Genomic DNA, 20,291 nt, shown 5'->3' with positions numbered 1-20,291 from the left:
CACAGGCGGTGACCCTCCTGGGGTGTCCAGCGGCAATGCCCTTCGCTCGTCAGCGACGATGCGTGGCATGCCGGGCGAGGTGGCGGTATAGCCGCCGGACGGCATCGATTGTTACGTTCCTGGTCGCAGTCGCGACCCTTCTGACGTGTGCCGATGACTAACGAGACAACCGAAGTTCAGGTGGTCGAAAAAACCCAGGGTGCCTTTGCAGGTGTCCCGCAGCAGCAGGAAATGCCCCTCGCGCTCGTGCGCGGGCAGGCAGTGATGCAAATGCCGCAGGACCTGTACATTCCGCCGGACGCGCTCGAGGTCATCCTCGAATCGTTCGAAGGGCCACTCGACCTGCTGCTTTACCTGATCCGCCGGCAGAATCTGGACATCCTCGACATCCCTGTCGCCGAAATCACCCGGCAGTACATGGACTACATCGACATGATGCGCGAGGTGATGCGACTGGAGCTCGCGGCGGAATACCTGCTGATGGCCGCGATCCTTGCGGAGATCAAGTCCAGGTTGCTGCTGCCCCGGCCGCCGGCCGAGGAAGGCCTGGAAGACGACCCGCGAGCGGAGCTGGTTCGCCGCCTGCAGGAATACGAACGCTTCAAGCGGGCTGCGGCCGATATCGAAGAGATGCCGCGCCTGGAACGCGATACCACCGTGGTGCATGCCTTCGTCGGCGAACACAACGTGGTGCGGGTACCACCCCCGCTGGACCTCAAGGAGATGTTGCTCGCGCTCAAGGACGTGCTCGGTCGGGCCGATCTGTTCACGCACCATGCGATCCAGCGCGAACCGCTCAGCGTGCGCCAGCGCATGGGCGACCTGCTCGAGTCGCTGGGTCGCGGCGGGTTCCACCGTTTTGAAACGCTGTTCGACGTGACGGAAGGTCGACTCGGGGTCGTTGTCACCTTCCTCGCCATGCTCGAACTGGCCAAGGAAATGCTCGTCGAGATCGTCCAGGAAGAAGCCCTCGGGCCGATTTACCTGAAGACGAAGGTACTGAGTGATGCCGAGCCCGAAGAGGCGCTCGCCTGAAGGCCCATGAGGGCCACGAACATCGAACCGATCCGCGCCATACGCGCGGTAAACCCGAAGGCCTATGCAACCCGAACAACTGAAACCCATCGTGGAAGCGGCGCTGCTGGCGTCGACCCAGCCGATGACGATCGCGCAGTTGAAGGCGATCTTCGGCGACGAGGACGAAGTGACCACGGACGATATCGTGGTCGCGCTCGCCTCCCTCACGCACGACTGCGACGGTCGCGGCGTCGAGTTGATCGAAGTCGCGTCGGGCTGGCGTTACCAGGTCCGTCGGGATGTTCATGGCTGGGTGTCGCGAATGTGGTCCGAAAAACCCAGTCGCTATTCCCGCGCACTGCTCGAAACGCTGGCCCTGATCGCTTACCGCCAGCCGATTACCCGCCCGGAAATCGAACAGATCCGTGGCGTGGTGGTCTCCTCGAACATCATCAAGACGCTCGAGGAACGCGAATGGATCCGCGTCGTCGGCCATCGCGATGTTCCCGGCAAGCCGGCCCTGTTCGGAACCACCCGGGGATTTCTCGATTACTTCAGCCTGAAGTCGCTGGATGCCCTGCCCCCGCTTTCGGAGATTCGCGACCTCGAAGACATCAACCCGCAATTGCGGTTCGAAGGTGATGGTATTCCCGCGCACGCACGCGTCGGTGCCACCCTGTCGATCGATCCGGACAACGAAAGCCCCACGAATACCGAAGACACCGATGATGTCGTGGCCGAGGCCATGACGATCGAAGAAACACCCGCCATCGAGGCCCCGTCCGCACAGGACGATGAGGTCGAGATCGCGAACCAGCTGCCTGCCGGCGACGACGTCGCCGCGGCTTCCGCCACTGCCGAAGAGGCAGAGAACCCCGAAGGCGACGTCGCCAAAGACGATGCCGAAGAAGATACTGAGGAGTCACGCGCATGAGTGCGCCGCAACGTTCCGTTCTATCCCTTAAGCGCGGCGAAAGCCGTCCCGACGATGGCACCGTGCTCGAAGAGCGCCTGCACAAAGTCCTGGCCAACGCCGGCCTCGGCTCGCGCCGCATGCTCGAACAGCGCATCCAGGCGGGCGAAGTCGAAGTCAACGGCACCGCCGCCACCATCGGCTCGAGCGTCCATGCCGGTGATCGCGTAGTCGTCGACGGCAAGCAGTTCGTCGTCGCCACCGACAGCCGTAACGACGCCGAAGTGATCGTCTATCACAAGCCGGAAGGCGTGGTAACGACTCGCGAAGACACCGAAGGCCGTCCCACCGTGTTCGAACAGCTGCCGCGCCTGAAGGGTGCGCGCTGGGTCGCCGTGGGTCGCCTCGACATAAACACCACCGGCCTGCTCCTGCTCACCACCGACGGCGAACTTGCCAACGCGCTGATGCATCCCAAGAGCGGCCTCGAGCGCGAGTACCTTTGCCGTGTCCATGGCGAGGTGCCCGACGAGACCATCGAACGCCTGAAGGCGGGTGTCGAACTCGAAGACGGCCCCGCCCGCTTCGACGAGATCGCCACGATCAGCCGCGGCGGTAGCCACAGCTGGTTCCGCGTCACCATTCGCGAAGGTCGCAACCGCGAAGTCCGTCGCCTGTGGGATTCGCAGGGTTTCCTGGTAAGCCGCCTCAAGCGCATCCGCTACGGCACCGTGGAGCTTCCGCGCGCCCTCCGTCGCGGCGACAGCGACAATCTCGACGAAGCCGCGATCAAGGAACTGCGCACGCGCGCAGGCCTCGGCGCCCCGGGCGCCGTGCTCACCCTGAGCGCCGTCGTGCATCAGCGTCGCGCCCCGCGTCATGTGACCGAGTACAAGCCGGACGGTCGTCCGGCAGGTGCCTGGAGCTCGGGTCGTCACGACGAAGCCCGTGAGCTCACCGCTTTCGATCGCCTGCGCGATGACAATCCGCGTGGCGGCCGGGGTGGCGCTGGCGGTGGTCGTGGTCGCCCGGGTGGCGGCGGTGGCCAGGGCGGCGCACCGCGCCGCGAAGTAAACGGCAATGTCGCTCGTCCCGAGCGGGGCGGTGGTGCGGCCGGTGGCCAGCGCTCGCGTCGCGTCGCGCCGGGCCAGGAACTGCCGTCGCCTCGCACCTGGTTTGCCGGCGACAGCCGCACCGGTGGCGGAAATGCAGCAGGCGGCGCACCGGGCAACCGTGGTCCGCGTCCGGCCGGCCGTGCTGGCGGCCCGGGTGCAGGCGGCGGCAATCGCGCGCCGGGCCAGGGCGGTCCGGGTCGTGCCGACGGCAATCGTACCGGCGGCGGCGCACGCTTCGACGGCGGTGGCGGCGGTAATCGTGGCCCGCGTACGGGCGGCGCACCGGGCGGTGGCGGCAATCGCGCCCCGGGTGGCGGTGGCGGCTTCGGCGGCAACCGCGCGGCCGGTGGCGGCGGTGGCAATCGCGCCAGCGGCGGCGGCGCCAACGGCAACCGTAGCGGCGGCGGTGGCAATCGTGCCCCGGGCGGCGGCGGTGGCGCACGTCCGGGCGGTCGTCCCGGTGGCGGTGGCCGTCCCGGCGGCGGTGGCGGTGGCGGCAATCGCAGCGGCGGCGGTGGAAACCGCGGCGGCAACCGTTAATCAGGACCTGTAGGAGCCGATTCATCGGCGAAAACCAGGTCGCGATGACCTGGCCCGCTGCCGCGGGATCGCCGATGAATCGGCTCCTACAATTAGCTGCCTGCGTGTCGGGCAGCTAGCTTTTCCGCCACGGCATCGAAACCGATGCCGCGCGCGCGCAACACCACCATCAGATGAAAGACCAGATCGGCGGCCTCGCCGATCAGGGCGTCGTCGCCTTCGGCGACCGCGGCAAGCGCCGTCTCGACACCCTCCTCCCCCACTTTCTGCGCCATGCGGCGAATACCGCCATCGAACAGCGTCGTCGTGTAGCTGCTGTCGGGCCGTTCGGCGTGCCGCGATGCGACCAGCGCGTCGAGTTCGGCGAGAAAGCCGAGCGTCGGCTTCACGTCATCGCCGAAACAACTCGACGTACCGGTGTGACAGGTAGGGCCCGCCGGCAGGGCGCGCACGAGAAACGTGTCGGCGTCGCAGTCCAGGCGGATATCGACCAGGGCCAGCGAGTCGCCCGAGGTCTCGCCCTTCGTCCATAAACGCTGCTTGCTACGACTGAAGAAAGTCACCAATCCGCTCGCGCGCGTCTTCGCCAGTGCGGCTTCATCCATATAGCCGAGCATCAGCACTTCGCCCGACTGCGCGTGCTGGACGATCGCCGGGAGCAGGCCATCGCCCTTGGCGAAATCGGGAGTCACGTCGTTCATAGCCTTACCTCGATACCCTGCGTGCGCAGTTCGCGCTTGAGCGCGGGAATGCCGATGTCACCGGTGTGGAAAACGCTTGCGGCAAGCGCGGCGTCCACGTCGGCTTGCTTGAATACGTCGGCGAAGTGCATGGGCGTACCCGCTCCACCGGAGGCGACAAGCGGCACGTGGCTGATCGCCCGCGCCGCCTTCAGTTGCTCGATGTCGTAACCGCGACGCACGCCATCGGTGCCCATGCAATTCAGGACGATTTCACCAGCGCCGAGCGCCTGCACTTCCTCGATCCATTCGAGCGTACCTTTGCGCAGGGCCCGCGTTCGCGACGGATCCCCCGTGTACTGGCGTACGCGCCATTCGCCGTCCTCGTCGCGCAAGCTGTCGACACCCACGACGACACACTGCACACCGAAGGCATCGGCGATCTCGCTCACAAGCGCCGGGCGCTCCAGGGCGGGTGAATTGATCGAGATCTTGTCGGCACCGGCGTGCAGCACGTCGCGCGCATCGTTCACGGAGCGAATGCCGCCGGCGACACAGAACGGAATGTCGATTTCGCGCGCCACGCGCTCCACCCAGTCGCGGTCCACACGGCGCCCTTCCGGACTGGCCGTGATGTCGTAAAACACGAGTTCGTCGGCACCCTCGTCGCGATAACGCAGGGCCAGTTCGACGATCTCGCCGACGACGACGTGATCGCGGAAGCGCACGCCCTTGACGACCTGTCCGTCGCGAACGTCGAGGCAGGGAACGATACGGCGGCTCAGCATGTCGCGTTTGCCTTTTCTGCCGTCGCGATCGCTTCAGGCAAGGCGAAAGCGCCTTCGAGCAGCGAGCGGCCAAGGATGATGCCGGCCACGCCTTGCAATGCAAGATCGGTGACGTCGGTGAGTGACTTCACGCCACCCGAGGCCTGTACATCGAGGCCCGGCGCCAGCGAGGCAAGATGGCGATAGAGGGCGAGGTTCGGGCCGCTCATGGTGCCGTCGCGGTCGATGTCGGTGCACAGGAGGTGGCGCGCGCCGGCGGCTTCGTACCAGGGCACGAGATCGTCGAGCGTGTGCACCTCGTCCGCGGTCCAGCCAGCGCTGGGCAGCTTCCAAAGGCCATCGCGAAAACGCGTGTCCAGGGCGAGCACGATGCGCTCGGCGCCGTAGCGACCTATCCAGGCGGCCACCGCTTCAGGATCGCGGATGGCGACGCTGCCGACGACGACACGCTCCACGCCCGCATCCAGGAGACGGCGTACGCCCTCCTCGTCACGAATACCACCACCCGCCTGCACCCGGAGGCGACCGCTCGAAGCGACCCCGGCGATCGTGGACAGGTTCTCGAAATGGCCCGAACGCGCGCCATCGAGATCGACGACATGCAGCCACGTCGCCCCTTCGTCGGCATACCGAGCCGCCAGTGCTTCGGGCTCGAAGGCGAAGGTGGTCTGCTGGGCATAGTCACCCTTGAACAGACGAACAACCTTGCCTTCGCGCAGGTCGATGGCTGGAATCGGTAAAGTCATAGGGCGAGGAAGTTCCGCAGGAGCTGGGCACCCACACCGGCCGAACGCTCGGGGTGGAATTGCATACCCATGAAGTTGCCGGAAGCGACCACAGCCGAGAACGGCGTACCGTGCTCGCTTGCGGCCAGTGTGTAGTCGCCTGTCGGGACGGCGAAGCTGTGAACGAAGTACGCGGTATCGCCCTCGCGCAGCCCTGCGGTGAGGCAATGAGGCACGGTCACCTGCAGCGTATTCCAACCCATGTGCGGCACGCGCAGACCAGGTGCTCCGGCGAAACGCGTCACCGTCGCCGGGATCACACCGAGGCATTCCGTGTCACTTTCTTCCGAGCGCTCGCAGAGCAGTTGCATGCCCAGGCAGACGCCGAGCACGGGTTGTTTCAATCCGCGCAATACCTCGACCAGGCCTGCCTCGCGCAGCATGCGCATGCCCGGTGCCGCGGCGCCCACGCCAGGAAGGATCACGTGGCTGGCCGCGCGGATGCGTGCCGCGTCCGAGGTGAGTTCGGCATCGGTACCGAGGCGCTGCAAGGCATAGCGCACGGAGCCGATGTTGGTGCCGCCCGCATCGACGAGAACCACGCTCATCAGAGGCTTCCCTTGGTGCTCGGCAGCTCGGCGCCTTCGCGGCGGATCGCCTGTCGAAGCGTGCGCGCGACGACCTTGAAACAGCCTTCGACCATGTGGTGAGCGTTCTCCCCGTGCACGGTGAGGTGCAGGTTCGCGCCCAGGGTTTCGCAAAGCGAACGGAAGAAGTGAGGCACCAGTTCGGTCGGCACATCACCGACGCGATCGCGCGGGAAATGGCCCTCGAAGACGAAGTACGGCCGCCCCGACAGGTCCAGCTCGGCGCGCGCCGCGCTCTCGTCCATCGGCAGCGCGAAGCCATAGCGACCGATGCCACGCTTGTCGCCTAACGCCTGGCGCAAGGCCTGGCCGAGGGCGAGCGCGGAGTCCTCGATGGTGTGGTGTTCATCGATATGGGTATCCCCGTCGCAGGTCAGGCTCAGGGCGAATCCGCCGTGCTTGCCGATCTGCTCCAGCATGTGGTCGAAGAAACCCAGGCCGGTGCGCACGTTCGGTTCGGCGATACGGTCCAGATCCACATGCACGCGTATCGAGGTTTCCTTGGTCTTGCGAAGCACCTCGGCGGTGCGTGGTGCATCGAGCAGCGCGTGCGCCACCTCGGCCCAGCTCGCGCCCTCAGCGCCCACACGGAAACCGCGTACACCGAGGTTGGCGGCGAAGGCCAGGTCGGTCTCGCGATCGCCGATCATGGCGGACTGCGAGCGGCTCCAGCTATCGTCCGCCAGCCAGTGCCGCGCCAGGCCCGTGCCTGGTTTGCGCGTGTCGCGATGTTCATGCGGCAGACTGCGATCGATCAGCTGCTCGCGGAAAGTGATGCCCTGCGAGGCGAAGATGTTCAACAGCAAGGCGTGCGGCCCATCGAACGACGCTTGCGGAAACGAAGGCGTGCCGAGGCCGTCCTGATTGGTCACCATCACCAGCTCATAGCCCGCGGCCACACAGCGCTGCAAGGCGGCAATCACCCCGGGCATCAGGGCCAGCTTCTCATAGCTGTCGATCTGCTGGTCGGCCGGCTCCTCGATGAGGCAACCGTCGCGATCGACGAAGAGGATCTTGCGGCTCATGCAGGCGCTCCCGCGCGCAACACCGCGAGCACGCGGTCGTTCTCGTTGCCGGTACCAATAGTGATGCGCAGGGCGTCTTCCAGTCCCGCGTATTTCGACACGTCGCGGACGACCACGCCCGCGGCGAGCAGGCGACGATAGGTTCCTGCCGCATCGTCGAAACGCACAGCCAGGAAGTTAGCGTACGAAGGCATCACCTCCCGCACGCCGGGCATCTGACGCAAGGTAACGAGCATGCGAGCGCGCTCGTTGAGAATTTCGTGCAGATGGTGACGCTGCAAGCGACGCCCTTCGTACGACAGCGCACCCATGGCGGCATCCACGCACGGCGACGGCAAGGGATACGGGGGAATGATCCGACGAAGCAGTCCGATCACTTCGGGCCGCGCGATACAGGCACCCACACGAGCGCCAGCCAACGACCAGGCCTTGGACAGCGTGCGCAACACCGCCACGTTGTCGTAAGTGTCGATCAGCGAGGCTGCGCTGGCGAGGCCGCTGTATTCCGCATAGGCCTCGTCGATGACCAGGAGCGCGCGGCCTTCGAGCGCCTTCGCGATGCGTTCCAGATCGCCGCGATCGATGAGGTTGCCGGTGGGGTTGTTCGGCGTGCAGACGAAGACGATACGCGTGGCGGGCGTCACCGCGTCGAGAAGCGCGTCGATGTCGAGCACGCCGTTGCGGCTGAGCGGCGACTCGATCACGGCCGCCCCCTGGATACGCGCGCACACCGCATACATGCCGAACGTCGGCGGCGATATGAGCACGGCGTCTTCGCCTGCGCGACAGAAGGCGCGTACGAGCAGGTCGATCGATTCGTCGCTTCCACGGGTAACGAGCACGCGATCGTCCGTCGTTCCATAGAGGTCGGCGAGCGTCGCCACGAGTCCGCGCGGTTGCGGATCGGGGTAGCGATTGAGCCCTTCCCCGCCGGGAATATTCGGTGGCCGCGAGGATTCGTTCGCGTTGAGCAACACCGTGCCCCCTTGGGCTTCCATCCGGGCACTGGAGTACGGTGCGAGCGCGCGGATATCGGCACGTGCGAGATCGAGAATGCTCATGCGGCGGCGTCCATGGCGGCGAGTCGCAGGGTGACGGCCCGGCGGTGGGCTTCGAGTTGCTCAGCTTCGGCAAGGATCGCCGCGCAGGGACCGATGTTACGCAGGCCTTGGGCGGAGAGTTCCTGCACCGTCACCTGTTTCTGGAAGCTGGCGACCGAAACGCCGCTGTAGCTGCGCGCATAGCCGTACGTTGGCAGCACATGGTTGCTGCCGCTGCAGTAATCGCCGACCGACTCCGGCGTCCATTCACCGAGGAAGACCGAGCCGGCCGATTCCACGCCCTCGAGCAAGGCGCGCGGGTTGACGGTCTGGATGATGAGATGTTCCGGGGCATAGCGGTTGCTGACTTCGATCGCCTCGTCGAGGTCGTCGACGAGGATCAGCCGGCTCTCGCTCAACGCCGTGGCCGCCACGTCGGCGCGCGGAAGTTCGCGGCGCTGTCGTTCGACCTCGATGGCCACGGTATCGAGTTGCACCGTCGACGGGCTGACCAGGAGCACCTGCGAGTCCGGGCCGTGCTCGGCCTGCGAGAGAAGATCGGCAGCGATGAACCGGGGATCTGCATCGGCGTCGGCAATGACGAGAACCTCGGACGGCCCCGCCGGCATGTCGATCGCGGCGCCGGCCGGGTCGCCGGCCACCTGCAGCTTGGCTTCGGTGACCCAGGCGTTACCGGGGCCAAAGATCTTGTCGCAACGAGGCACGGAAGCGGTGCCGTAGGCCATCGCGGCGATCGCCTGCGCGCCGCCGAGCTTGAAAACACGGTGCACGCCGGTAGCTTTCGCTGCGAACAGGACGGCATCGTCACAGCGACCGTTGGCCTGCACCGGCGTGCAGAGCACCACCTCACGGCAGCCGGCGATGGCGGCCGGCACGCCGAGCATGATCGCGGTCGACGGCAACGGCGCACCGCCGGCGGGCACGTAGAGCCCGACCCGGCGAATCGGCCGCAACACGCGCTCCACCGTGACGCCGGGCGCTGTCTCGACGCTCACCGGCGTCGGCGCGGCGGCACGATGAAAGTGCTCGATACGAGCGGCCGCTTCGAGCACCGCCGCTTTCAGCTCATCGGGCAAGCGTGCTTCCGCCGCCGCGAATTCCGCCTCGGTCACGGCCAGTGTGTCGAGCGTGCTGCCGTCGTAGCGTGCCGTCAACTCGATGAGCGCAGTGTCGCCGCGAGTGCGTACGTCCGCGATGATCGACTCGACGCCCTCGCGCAGGCTGCTCGCCCGCGCTTGCATCGGCCGTGCGAGCGCCGCGTTGCGTCCGGCCTCGTCGAGGCCCTTCCAGACGATTCGTTTCATGCCAGCATCTTCTCCACCGGCAGCACGAGCATGTCGCGGGCGCCGGCTCGCTTCATATCTTCCAACTGGCGCCAGCTCACCGAGCCGGCACACAAGGCCTGCAGCACCACCTGGTCGGGCGCGCCATCCACCGGCGTGAGCGTGGGGATGGGCAGGCCCGGCAGGAGGCGCGTGATGGCCGCCAATGCGTCGCGCGGCGCCTGCATCAGGATCAACCGCGAGTCACGTACCTGGATAACGCCATCGAGGCGGCGCAGGAGCAGTTCGGCGATCTCGCCACGCTCGTCCAACGGGAGTTCGCGACGGCCGGCCAGCACCGCTTCGCTCTCCACCACGACGACGGCTTCGCGCAACTGGTTGGCGACCAGGGTCGCGCCGCTGGAGACCAGGTCGCAGATCGCATCGGCCGTGCCGAGGCGCGGCGCGATTTCCACCGAACCGGCGAGCATGACGACCTTCGCGTCGACGCCGTTGCTTCGCAGCCATTCACCCAGGAGGCCCGGGTAGGAGGTGGCGATGCGCTGCCCGTGAAGCTGGGCGGGACCGTCGTAGGCATCCTCCTGGGGCACGGCGATGGACAGGCGGCAGTGCCCGAAGCCGAGCGGCCGCAGCTCGTCCATGCCGATACCCGTCTCCGGGTTGGTCAGCTGGAATTCGCGAAGTACGTTGCGGCCGACGATGCCGAGGTCACAAACACCTTCGGCGATCAGGCCCGGGATATCGTCATCACGAACGAGCAGGAGATCCACCGGCTCGCCCTCGCCGAAGCAGAACAGCTTGTCGCGACTCTGCCGAAACTTCAGGCCGCAGCGCGCGAGCAATTCCTGCGCGGGATCGGTCAACCGGCCGGACTTCTGCATGGCGATGCGCAGGCGATCGCGCGGCTTCATGCGACACCTGCAAGGTTGCGACGCGCGGCGGCGGCCATGTAGCCCCCACTGCCCTGGTTGAGATAGCGCGCCACACGGCCGATGGTCGTGATGCTCACCGACGTGCGCTCGTGAATTTCACGGTACGACCGCCCTTCCAGGAGGAAAGGAACCACCCGCCAGCGGTCGACCATCACCTCGATTTCGGCGGGGGTACAGAGATCGTGGAGGAACGCGCGCATCTCATCCACGCCTGAGAGCCCAAGCAGGGCCTCGCAGAGGCTGGTCTCGGCCGAGTTGGCCGGCATTTCGGGGTTGATCGAGCGTCGCTTCATAGTGTACTAACGCGTTAATACGATAACTCATCGTAACGCGACAACTCCGACGTGGCAAGCGCCGACATGCAATTGCGCTTTTCTTCCATATACCGCGCCAAGGCTGCTCGACAAGATGGCGGCATTTCCACCCTCGCGAGCCCCCGCCATGCAGAGCACCGTGATCATTGCCGACGATCATCCGGTCGTTGTCGCGGGTGTCGAGACCATCCTGAAGTCGCACCGCTACCAGGTGGTTGCGCGCGCCCACGATACCGATGCCCTCTTCGACGCCCTCACCGACCACCCTTGCGACGTCGTCGTCACCGACTTCTCCATGCCCGAGGGCAGCCAGCCCGACGGCATGCCGATGATCCGCCGCATCCGCGCCCTTCGACCGGATACCGGCATCGTCGTGCTCACCATGCTGTCCAATCCCGCCATCCTGCGCACCCTGCTGGACGTGGGCGTGGCTGCCATCTTCGACAAACGGACCAGCCTCCGCGATGTCCCGGTGGCAGTGCACGCGGCGGAGGTCGGACGCTCATACCTGAGCCCGGCCGTTCGGCGCCTGTTCCACGAAGCGGATTGCGCAGACAACGCCGACGACCTCGCCACGCGGCTGTCGCCACGCGAGGTAGAGGTGTTACGCGCCTATGCTCAGGGTTACGGACTGGTGGACATCGCCGCCTCGATGGGACGCAGCCTGAAGACCATCAGTCGACAGAAACGCTCGGCCATGGCCAAGCTGGGCCTCATCAACGACGCCCAGCTCTACCAATACCTGGCCGGCATCCGCGCCGGCATGCTCGAGGACTGGTCGCCGGCGATCGAGGCGGCGGCCAGTCTGCGATTCTTCGCGCTGTAGCGCCTGCTCAGGCGACCAGGCGGCCGGAGGCCACCAGTTCGCACATCAGGCGCACGTCGCCGTCCATCGCGCGGTCGCGCTGCATAAAGGCGATGTGCTCGCGCAGGGTGGACAGGGCGGCACGCACCGCGACGCCACCGTGGAAATCCTCGGCGCGCGCCAGCGCATCCATGAGCGCCCGCACTTCGCTCTCGAAACGTGCGTAGTGCGGCGAATCGCTGCGCGGCGCGCCGTTGATCTTCGCCGCCAGGGCTTCCCAGTCGCCACGATGGGCCAGGGTCCGCGCGGCGTTGAGCATGTCCTGGCGGTATTCCAACGCCTGCGCGGCCGTGTACAACTCCATCGCAAGCACGTGGCCGAGGTCTTCGGTCATTTCGAGAACGTGGCGTGCCTCGTTGGCACCCATGGACACGTGGTCCTCCGCGTTGGCACTGGTCGGCACGGAGTAAACCGAGGCCGGGTGCGCGCGCGTCGCGAGGTCGTTGACCAGGGCCGCCGCGGTGTACTGCACGATCATGAAGCCGGAATCGGTCGCGTCCTCGTTGCCGATGAGGAACGCCGGCAGGCCATCGTTATTGGCCGGGTCGACCAGCTTCGCGGTGCGGCGTTCGGAAATCGAGGCGAGCACGGGAATCGCTGCCTTCACGTAACTCATCGCCAGGGCGAGCGGCATGCCGTGGAAATGGCCGGCCGAGATCACCTGGTCTTCGATCACCTGGGCATTCTCGGCGTCCGGGAAGACCAGCGGGTTGTCGGTGACCGCATTCAGTTCGATGTCGAACACGCGGCAGGCCTGCTCCCAGGCATCGCGAACGGCGCCGTGCACCTGCGGTGCGCAACGCAGGCAGTACGCATCCTGCGGCTGGTGCTTCTTGCCGCCCTTGAACGGAAGGAAGCGCGAGTAGAACGCTTCCTTGCCATGGCGCTGGGTGGCAGGGACCCAGTCCCAGCTGATATCGAAGCGATAGGCCTGGTCGGAAGGCTCGGACCAGGAATCGGCCAGCCACGGCTTGAACCGCGGAACCATGTGATAGGCAATATCCGCCAGGGTGGAGCCTTCGAGCAGGCGGCTGATCTGCTTTGCCGTCTCGACCTGCCCCGGATGCGGACGCAGGGCATGGACCTGTTCAGCGTAGGCACCCGTGCGGCCGGCGAAGGCATCCAGCGTCATCGCGGCAGCCAGGTCGGCCGTGCGGATCAGCATGTCCATGGTGTCCAGCGCGAGCACGCCCGTGGCGAGCATCTGCGTGGTGCCGTTGTTCAGGGCCAGGCCTTCCTTGAACGACAGGCGCACCGGCTCGAGACCAGCCTTGGCCAGCGCCTGGGCGCCGGGCATGCGCACGCCCTCATAGAAGGCTTCGCCGCCGCCGAGCAGCACGATGGCCAGGTGCGAGAGCGGCGCGAGATCGCCGCTGGCGCCGACCGAGCCTTTCTCCGGAATGACCGGGATGACATTGCGGTTGAGAAGCTCGGCCAGAGCGCGCAGGGTTTCCACGCGGATACCCGAATGCCCCTTCATCAGCGTGTTCACGCGAATGGCGAGCATGGCGCGCACGACGTCCTCGCCGAACGGCTTACCCACGCACACGGCGTGGGTAATGATCAGGTTGTGCTGCAGTTCTTCCAGCAACGTGCCTTCGCGCGGCTCCGGGTTGCCGCCCGGCAGCTCATCGCGCACGCGGTGCGCGCCGAGCAGCTTGTCGGCATTGCTGCCGAAGCCCGTGGTCACGCCGTAAATCGGCTCACCACCACCGACTTTCTCGGCGAGGAAGTCCGCAGCGCGCTTCACCTTGACGAGCTGCGCGTCATCCAGACGGATGGTGAAGCCCTTACGAGCAATGGCGGCGACCTGGCCGCGTGTGAGGCTACGCCCGTCGAGAAGAATGCTGCTGATCATGGGGACTTAGGCCGTGCAAAAGGGAGGTGGGGGATGGAGCGGCTCAGCGACCGATGTCGGCCTGGGCCAGTTCGACGCGCAGGGTCTTGACCAGCTCCGTGCGGGCGACTTCAAACTGGTCTTCGCGGCGAAGGTCTTTCACCGTGACGACGCCCTTGGCGATCTCGTCTTCGCCCAGGACGATGACGAAGCGGATACCCGCGCGGTCGGCGTACTTGAACTGCTTGCCCAACTTGCTGCCTTCGAGGACGACCTCGGTGGCAATGCCGGCGTTGCGCAGTTCCGTGGCGAGCGTCAGGTAGGCCGGCAACTGGGCGGCGTCCATCTGGGTGACCAGCACGTCCACCGTGCTCTGCGCGGTCGAAATCAGCCCGGCGTCGCGCAACTGCCAATACAGGCGCGTCAATCCGATCGAGATGCCCACGCCCGGCAGGTGCGACTTGGTGTACTGACCGGCGAGATTCTCATAACGACCGCCCGAACAGATCGAGCCAATGCCCGGGTGATCGTTGAGCGTCGTCTCGTAGACCGTACCGGTGTAGTAATCCAGGCCGCGGGCAATGGAAAGGTTCAGCGCAAAATGCGTTTCCGGAACGTCGAAGTCGCGGATCATCGCCAGGACTTCCTTCAGCTCGGCGCGGCCCTGCTCGAAGGTTTCCGAACCGGTGCCCAAGGCATCGAGCTTGGCGAAGGCATCGTCCACGGACGTCGAACGCACCTGGACGAAAGCGAGGATCTTGTCCGCCACCTCCGCGGACAGGCCAAAGGCCTCGCCGGTGAGCGTCTCGCGCACGTAGTCGGCGCCGCGCTTGTCGAGCTTGTCCACTTCGCGCAGCACCAGCATCTGCTGCTCGGCGTCGCTGACACCGAGGTTCTCGAAATAGCCACGCATGAGCTTGCGGTTATTGAGCTGGATGGTGAACGCGCCGATGTTGAGCTCGCGGAACACGCTGTAGATCACCGCCGGAATTTCAGCGTCGTAACGCACCGACAGCGAATCCTTGCCGATCACATCGATGTCGCACTGATAGAACTCACGGAAGCGACCGCGCTGCGCACGCTCGCCGCGGTAGACGCGCTGCATCTGGTAACGGCGGAACGGGAAGCTGAGATCGTGCTCGTGCTCGGCGACATAACGCGCCAGCGGCACGGTCAGGTCGAAACGCAGGGCCAGTTCGGGCACACCACCCTTCTCCGCCGCGCCGAGGGCGCCCGTCGACTGGACGAAATACACCTGGCGCTCCGTCTCACCGCCGCTCTTGGTCAGCAGCACATCGCTATGCTCGATCACCGGCGTCTCGATCGGCAGGAAGCCGAATCGCTCGTAGTTACGGCGAATCGTGTCCAGCATGCGCTGGAAGGCGATCTGGTCGAGCGGAAGAAGCTCGAGGACACCAGGCATGGTGCGGGCCGGGGTGAGTGCCATGCAATTCCTCTTCGGACAGGCTATACGGAGGCCGCCACGCGGCAGCCGCATAGATTAGCAGATGGCCGCCGGCCGCCCCGCGCTCATGGCGCCCTGTCAGGCATTTGTAAAAAAGATGCGACGACCTGTTGCGAATCGGCAGGGTCATGGCTAATATACGCGGCTCCCGTCGGGGTGTAGCTCAGCCTGGTAGAGCGCTACGTTCGGGACGTAGAAGTCGCAGGTTCGAATCCTGTCTCCCCGACCAATATTCGAAGAAATCAGGCCCTGAAAACCGCGTCAAGCGAGCTTTCAGGGCCTTTTTCTTTGGGCCACTCGCCCATGTGCCGAAAGTACGGAGGCCCACCGGCACGTACGCCGTCCTTACTACCCTCCTACGATGCATTCCGTCATTCATCGGAGGGGGGCGCCATGGTCAGGAACTTCATAGGCATGTTGATGACCTTCGCGCTCTGGCATGCGCAGGCGGCGCACGCGGGCACCTCCATGGCGATGCAGGTCGATGACGTTGTGGCGAAGGACATGGCCGCCCGCCACACGCCTGGCGCCTCCGTCGCCGTGATCAAGGACGGCAAGGTGGTGCTTGAGAAGAGCTACGGCGTTGCCAGCGTCGAACTGAACGTACCCGCCACGAACGCGACCCTGTATCCGCTTGCGTCCACGACCAAGGAGTTCACTGGCGTAGCGATCATGACGCTGGTGGAGCAGGGAAAAATCTCGCTGGACGACTCGGTCAGGAAGTATCTTCCCGAGCTCCCCGCCTCATGGGCTCCCGTAACGATCCGCCATTGCCTTTCCCACACATCGGGCCTTCCGGACAATGTCGCGGACGACACCGTCAACGTACTTCCACTGGCCGGGACCCGTGCTGATCTGATGGCATTGCTTGCGACCAGGCCGGTCAAAGCGCCAGGCGCATCCATGGTCTACAACCAGACGGGATTCATGCTGCTCGGGGAGATCATTGCGCGTGTCAGTGGCATGCCTTATGAGAGCTATATCAACGACCGTCTTCTGAAACCGCTAGGCATCACCGGCCTGCAGTGGGGCGATACGTGGACGCTTATTCCGGGTCGCGCCTCCCTGTACACCGCGCTGCAGCCTACGGCCGACCACTCGAAACTTCAGCTCGATGCGAAGGGCGCACCGGTCATGTCGACCGACGGTATCCATCCCTTCGGCTCGAAGATCGCCACGGAGTGGTTGATGCCCGCAGCAGGGCTGAGCGGCAACATTGAGGCCATGTCCACTTGGGAGAACGCGCTCTGGACCGGAAAGGTGATCAAGCCCGCAAGCCTCGCCCTGATGGCGAAGCCGTACGTGATGAGCGACGGTAAAACGGGCGACTTCGGCCTTGCCCTCATGCACGACAGCCAGCAGGGTCACGTCACGATGCACACCGGTGGGGGCGCCGCCGTCTGGATCACCACGATTCCCGACGAACACCTGACCGTGATCGTGCTGACGAACCTGCAAGCCTCCCAGCCTTATAAGCTGGTTGCCGGCATTCTGGACGTATACCTGGCCACTCCTCTCAAACTTAAGAACGATTCATAAACCCGGTAGTATAGTAATTCCCATGGCAGCCGTGAGGCGCCTGGTCCCAAGCATCACCGGCGGTTCCCCTGCTGCCTTTGCATCGACGGATATTCCCTGAAAAGCCCGCGGATCCCCTCCGTGGGCTTTTTCTTTTGCGGCCATGCCGAACGGCGCGCTACGTTTCTTGCAGGCACAAAAAAGCCCTGTAAAAACAGGGCTTTTTGCAAACTGGCGGAGAGTGAGGGATTCGAACCCTCGATAAGGCTTTTGACCCTATACTCCCTTAGCAGGGGAGCCCCTTCGGCCACTCGGGCAACTCTCCGTGAACGTTCGTCGTTGAGGAACGTGCCTTAACGAGCGGGCAAGGATACTGTTCCTTGCATCAGCCGTAAAGAGCTTTACTGGTCCTGGTCGTCCCCGGTGTGGCCGGCAGGATCGTTCTCGTTCTTGATGCGCTGGTAAATCTCTTCGCGGTGAACCGCGACGTTTTTCGGTGCATTGATACCGATGCGCACCTGGTTACCTTTGACACCCAGAACAGTGACGGTCACCTCGTCGCCGATCATTAGGGTTTCACCGACCCGGCGGGTCAGAATCAGCATGATTGATACTCCATAAAATCAGGTATTGGCTTCCCCACCAACGACAACTCACCCCGAGTGCTTGCCGTCAATGGTTGACGTTTCGACCATCGAAGGCCGAGCTGCCTTCCCCGGCTCTAGTTGTGTGTGTCGCTGACCAGCTGTCCTGCCATTTCGATCCAGCGGATCGATGCCGAAGAATGCATTCGGCATTCGGATCATACTAGCCGAGCCAAACCAGCGGGCGCAACGCACGGAGCCATAAAACGCATGGCGGAGAGCCTTTACGGCACGCCGCCGTTCACGCTGGCCGGTTTCGTTCAGTGCAACCGGGCCTCGATCCAGCCTGGGATGCCCGCAAGGATCTGCGGAAGCGCCGGCGAGTCCACGCCGCCGCCCTGCGCCATGTCCGGACGTCCGCCGCCCTTGCCGTCGATTCGTGAGGCCACTTCGGCCACCAGATCACCCGCCTTTACGCGACCAAGCGCCGCACCGCCTACGCCCGCGACCAGCGAAACGCGACCGTCCAGCGCGCCTGCGAGGATGATGGCGCAATCGCCGAGCTGTTGCTTGAGGACGTCTACGCTGTCGCGCAGCGACTTGGCATCGAGACCTTCAAGACGCGCAGCCACGACTCTGATACCGGCAACATCGACGGCTGAGGTCGCAAGATCCGCCGATGCTGAACTGGCGGCCTTCGCCTTGAACGATTCGATCTCGCGCTCGAGCTTTTTCTGCTTGTCGAACATCTGGCGAAGCTTCTCGACGACATCGTCGCCGGTCGCTGCGAGTAGGCCGGACACTTCGCCCAGGACGCGCTCTTCCTCAGCGACCCGCGCGAGCGCACCCGCACCCGTGACCGCCTCGATACGGCGCACGCCGGCGGCGACGCCGGACTCCGAGACGATCTTGAACAGGCCGATATCACCCGTGCGCGACACATGCGTGCCGCCGCACAGTTCGGTGGAGAAATCACCCATCTTCAGCACGCGAACCTCGGCGCCGTACTTCTCGCCAAAGAGTGCCATCGCACCGAACTCGATCGCTTCGTCGTAGCCCATGCTATGGACTTCGGCCTGGTCGTTATGACGGACCTCGTCGTTGACCATGCGCTCGATCAGTGCGAGCTCTTCCGCCGTGACCGGCTTGAAGTGCGAGAAGTCGAAGCGCAGGCGCTCAGGCGCCACCAGCGAGCCCTTCTGCGACACGTGGTCGCCCAGCACCGTGCGCAGCGCGGCGTGCAGCAGATGCGTCGCGGAGTGATTGAGAACCGTGGCCTGGCGCTGCGATGCATCCACCGATGCACCCACCACATCGCCCTTGGCGAGCGGCGCCGAACCCTGCCAGCTGCCGAAGTGCGCGAAGAATGCACCGCCGACCTTCTGGGTGTCCTGCACCGCGAGGGCGCCCGACGGATTGCGAATCATGCCGGTGTCACCCACCTGGCCACCGGACTCCGCGTAGAACGGCGTGCGGTCGAGCAGGAGGAAGGCCTCCTCGCCATCGGCGAGCCGATCGACAGCCTTGCCATCACGCACGATGGCGACCACCTTCGCGTCGGTCAGTTCGAGCGAGTCGTAACCGGTGAAGAGGGTCGGCGACACGGCGCTTGCGACATCAGCCGGCAACTGGGCCTTGCTGCCGAAGTTGCTGGCTGCACGGGCACGCGCGCGCTGCTCGCTCATGGACTGCTCGAAGCCGTCCATATCCACACTCATGCCGCGTTCGCGGGCGATGTCGGCCGTGAGGTCGACCGGGAAACCATAGGTGTCGTACAGACGGAACGCATCGGCACCCGGAATGATCTGGCCCGACTTCGCCGCGACGTCGTCGAACAGGCGCATGCCGTGCTCGAGCGTCTCGCCGAAACGCTCTTCCTCGGTTTTCAGCGCCTGCTCCACGAAGGCTTGCTTCTTCGCGATTTCCGGATAGGCATCGCCCATCTCGGCGACCAGCGGCGCGACCATCTTCCAGAAGAAGTCGCCGCGCACGCCGAGCATCCAGCCATGGCGCAGCGCGCGACGGATGATGCGACGGAGCACATACCCACGCCCCTCGTTCGACGGCAGCACGCCATCGACGATGAGAAACGAACAGGCACGAATGTGATCGGCGATGACGCGCAGCGACTTGTTCGCCATATCCGCCGTGCCGGTCAGGCGCGAGGCCTCGGCAATGAGGTGGGCGAACAGGTCGATCTCGTAGTTGGAATGCACGTGCTGGAGCACGGCAGCCAGGCGCTCAAGGCCCATGCCGGTGTCGACGCAAGGCGCCGGAAGCGGCGACAGCGTGCCGTCCGGAGCGCGGTCGAACTGCATGAACACCAGGTTCCAGATCTCGATGTAGCGATCACCATCTTCGTCGGGCGAACCCGGCGGACCGCCCGCCACGTCGGGACCATGATCGAAGAAGATCTCCGTGCACGGGCCGCAGGGGCCGGTATCGGCCATCTGCCAGAAGTTGTCGGAAGCGAAGGGCGCGCCCTTGTTGTCGCCGATGCGGACGATACGGTCCGCCGGGACGCCGACCTCCTTGTTCCAGATGTCGAAGGCTTCGTCGTCCGTGTGATACACGGTCACCCACAGGCGCTCGGCCGGCAGTTTGTAAACCCCGGTGAGCAGTTCCCAGGCGTAACGGATGGCATCGCGCTTGAAATAGTCGCCGAACGACCAGTTACCGAGCATCTCGAAGAAGGTGTGATGGCGGGCGGTGTAGCCCACGGCATCCAGGTCGTTGTGCTTGCCGCCCGCGCGCAGGCAGCGCTGGACGTCGGCCGCACGAACGTAACCCGGCTTTTCGCTGCCAAGGAAGACGTTCTTGAAGGGAACCATGCCCGAGTTGGTAAACAACAGGGTGGGATCGTTCGACGGCACCAGCGATGCCGACGGCACGATGGTGTGGTCCTTGGAACGGAAGAAGTCGAGGAAGGTCGAACGGATTTCGGCGGTTTTCATGAGCTATCGTGGCTTGGGAGCTGCGAGA

Annotated in this window: 18 protein-coding genes and 2 tRNA genes; 6 read left to right on the top strand and 14 right to left on the bottom strand. The window is 65.1% G+C overall.

Features of this window, described 5'->3' with window-relative positions; all coding sequences use genetic code 11:
* Positions 1-231 precede the first annotated feature (231 nt).
* The 3 genes from HB634_RS06155 (at position 232) to HB634_RS06145 (ending at position 3,585) form a co-directional block, all read left to right on the top strand.
* The gene (locus tag HB634_RS06155; RefSeq protein WP_213948173.1) at positions 232-1,035 is read left to right on the top strand and encodes a ScpA family protein; all 804 of its coding nucleotides are present in this window, start codon (positions 232-234) and stop codon (positions 1,033-1,035) included.
* 64 nt (positions 1,036-1,099) lie between these two features.
* Complete coding sequence (gene scpB, locus HB634_RS06150; protein WP_063572181.1) at positions 1,100-1,951, top strand: SMC-Scp complex subunit ScpB; 852 nt, start codon at positions 1,100-1,102, stop codon at positions 1,949-1,951.
* Positions 1,948-3,585 (top strand): pseudouridine synthase, encoded by a 1,638-nt coding sequence (locus tag HB634_RS06145; RefSeq protein WP_213947944.1) that lies wholly within the window; start codon positions 1,948-1,950, stop codon positions 3,583-3,585. Before scpB ends, HB634_RS06145 begins: the two co-directional genes overlap by 4 nt.
* Before the next feature lie 92 nt (positions 3,586-3,677).
* On the opposite strand, the gene hisIE is transcribed toward HB634_RS06145, so the two are convergent.
* Genes hisIE through HB634_RS06100 form a run of 9 tightly spaced genes read right to left on the bottom strand, consistent with a single transcriptional unit; the run spans position 3,678 to position 11,019 of the window.
* A complete protein-coding gene (hisIE, locus tag HB634_RS06140) occupies positions 3,678-4,286 on the bottom strand; it encodes a bifunctional phosphoribosyl-AMP cyclohydrolase/phosphoribosyl-ATP diphosphatase HisIE (RefSeq protein WP_213947943.1) in 609 nt (202 codons plus the stop codon).
* Positions 4,283-5,053: an imidazole glycerol phosphate synthase subunit HisF gene (hisF, locus tag HB634_RS06135; RefSeq protein WP_063574124.1), complete on the bottom strand. Its 771-nt coding sequence runs from the start codon at positions 5,051-5,053 to the stop codon at positions 4,283-4,285. The genes hisIE and hisF overlap by 4 nt, the downstream gene beginning before the upstream one ends.
* Complete coding sequence (gene hisA, locus HB634_RS06130) at positions 5,047-5,799, bottom strand: 1-(5-phosphoribosyl)-5-[(5-phosphoribosylamino)methylideneamino]imidazole-4-carboxamide isomerase (RefSeq protein WP_213947942.1); 753 nt, start codon at positions 5,797-5,799, stop codon at positions 5,047-5,049. Before hisA ends, hisF begins: the two co-directional genes overlap by 7 nt.
* Complete coding sequence (hisH, locus tag HB634_RS06125; protein WP_213947941.1) at positions 5,796-6,386, bottom strand: imidazole glycerol phosphate synthase subunit HisH; 591 nt, start codon at positions 6,384-6,386, stop codon at positions 5,796-5,798. Before hisH ends, hisA begins: the two co-directional genes overlap by 4 nt.
* Positions 6,386-7,450 (bottom strand): bifunctional histidinol-phosphatase/imidazoleglycerol-phosphate dehydratase HisB, encoded by a 1,065-nt coding sequence (hisB, locus tag HB634_RS06120; protein ID WP_213947940.1) that lies wholly within the window; start codon positions 7,448-7,450, stop codon positions 6,386-6,388. Before hisB ends, hisH begins: the two co-directional genes overlap by 1 nt.
* The gene (gene hisC / locus HB634_RS06115; protein ID WP_213947939.1) at positions 7,447-8,511 is read right to left on the bottom strand and encodes a histidinol-phosphate transaminase; all 1,065 of its coding nucleotides are present in this window, start codon (positions 8,509-8,511) and stop codon (positions 7,447-7,449) included. Before hisC ends, hisB begins: the two co-directional genes overlap by 4 nt.
* Positions 8,508-9,815: a histidinol dehydrogenase gene (gene hisD, locus HB634_RS06110; RefSeq protein WP_213947938.1), complete on the bottom strand. Its 1,308-nt coding sequence runs from the start codon at positions 9,813-9,815 to the stop codon at positions 8,508-8,510. Before hisD ends, hisC begins: the two co-directional genes overlap by 4 nt.
* Positions 9,812-10,705, bottom strand: coding sequence for an ATP phosphoribosyltransferase (gene hisG / locus HB634_RS06105; RefSeq protein WP_063570717.1), 894 nt, complete (start codon positions 10,703-10,705; stop codon positions 9,812-9,814). The genes hisD and hisG overlap by 4 nt, the downstream gene beginning before the upstream one ends.
* On the bottom strand, positions 10,702-11,019 hold the full coding sequence (locus tag HB634_RS06100) for a YerC/YecD family TrpR-related protein (protein ID WP_213947937.1): 318 nt from the start codon (positions 11,017-11,019) through the stop codon (positions 10,702-10,704). Before HB634_RS06100 ends, hisG begins: the two co-directional genes overlap by 4 nt.
* Before the next feature lie 148 nt (positions 11,020-11,167).
* On the opposite strand from HB634_RS06100, the gene HB634_RS06095 reads away from it, so the two are divergent.
* Positions 11,168-11,866, top strand: a complete 699-nt coding sequence (locus tag HB634_RS06095; RefSeq protein WP_063570715.1) for a response regulator — start codon at positions 11,168-11,170, stop codon at positions 11,864-11,866.
* A 7-nt stretch (positions 11,867-11,873) separates the two neighbouring features.
* Here the strand turns inward: HB634_RS06095 and HB634_RS06090 are convergent, their stop codons facing one another.
* Together HB634_RS06090 and hisS are read right to left on the bottom strand one after the other, a co-directional pair.
* Entirely contained in the window at positions 11,874-13,763 is a 1,890-nt protein-coding gene (locus HB634_RS06090; RefSeq protein WP_213947936.1) for an aromatic amino acid lyase, read from the bottom strand.
* A 43-nt stretch (positions 13,764-13,806) separates the two neighbouring features.
* The gene (hisS, locus tag HB634_RS06085; protein ID WP_063570713.1) at positions 13,807-15,189 is read right to left on the bottom strand and encodes a histidine--tRNA ligase; all 1,383 of its coding nucleotides are present in this window, start codon (positions 15,187-15,189) and stop codon (positions 13,807-13,809) included.
* A gap of 170 nt (positions 15,190-15,359) precedes the next feature.
* Here hisS and HB634_RS06080 point away from each other — a divergent pair.
* Positions 15,360-15,436: transfer RNA gene (locus tag HB634_RS06080), tRNA-Pro, on the top strand.
* A gap of 185 nt (positions 15,437-15,621) precedes the next feature.
* Positions 15,622-16,746: a serine hydrolase domain-containing protein gene (locus HB634_RS06075; protein ID WP_213947935.1), complete on the top strand. Its 1,125-nt coding sequence runs from the start codon at positions 15,622-15,624 to the stop codon at positions 16,744-16,746.
* A gap of 211 nt (positions 16,747-16,957) precedes the next feature.
* Here the strand turns inward: HB634_RS06075 and HB634_RS06070 are convergent.
* From HB634_RS06070 to alaS, 3 genes are all read right to left on the bottom strand, one after another.
* A tRNA-Ser gene (locus tag HB634_RS06070) sits at positions 16,958-17,050 on the bottom strand.
* A gap of 76 nt (positions 17,051-17,126) precedes the next feature.
* Entirely contained in the window at positions 17,127-17,330 is a 204-nt protein-coding gene (gene csrA / locus HB634_RS06065) for a carbon storage regulator CsrA (RefSeq protein WP_046966111.1), read from the bottom strand.
* A gap of 299 nt (positions 17,331-17,629) precedes the next feature.
* Complete coding sequence (gene alaS / locus HB634_RS06060; RefSeq protein WP_213947934.1) at positions 17,630-20,263, bottom strand: alanine--tRNA ligase; 2,634 nt, start codon at positions 20,261-20,263, stop codon at positions 17,630-17,632.
* Positions 20,264-20,291 lie beyond the last annotated feature (28 nt).

The sequence above is a fragment of the Luteibacter sp. dw_328 genome, assembly GCF_018449605.1.
Taxonomy (GTDB): domain Bacteria; phylum Pseudomonadota; class Gammaproteobacteria; order Xanthomonadales; family Rhodanobacteraceae; genus Luteibacter.
This window is presented reverse-complemented; position numbering and strand designations above follow the sequence as displayed.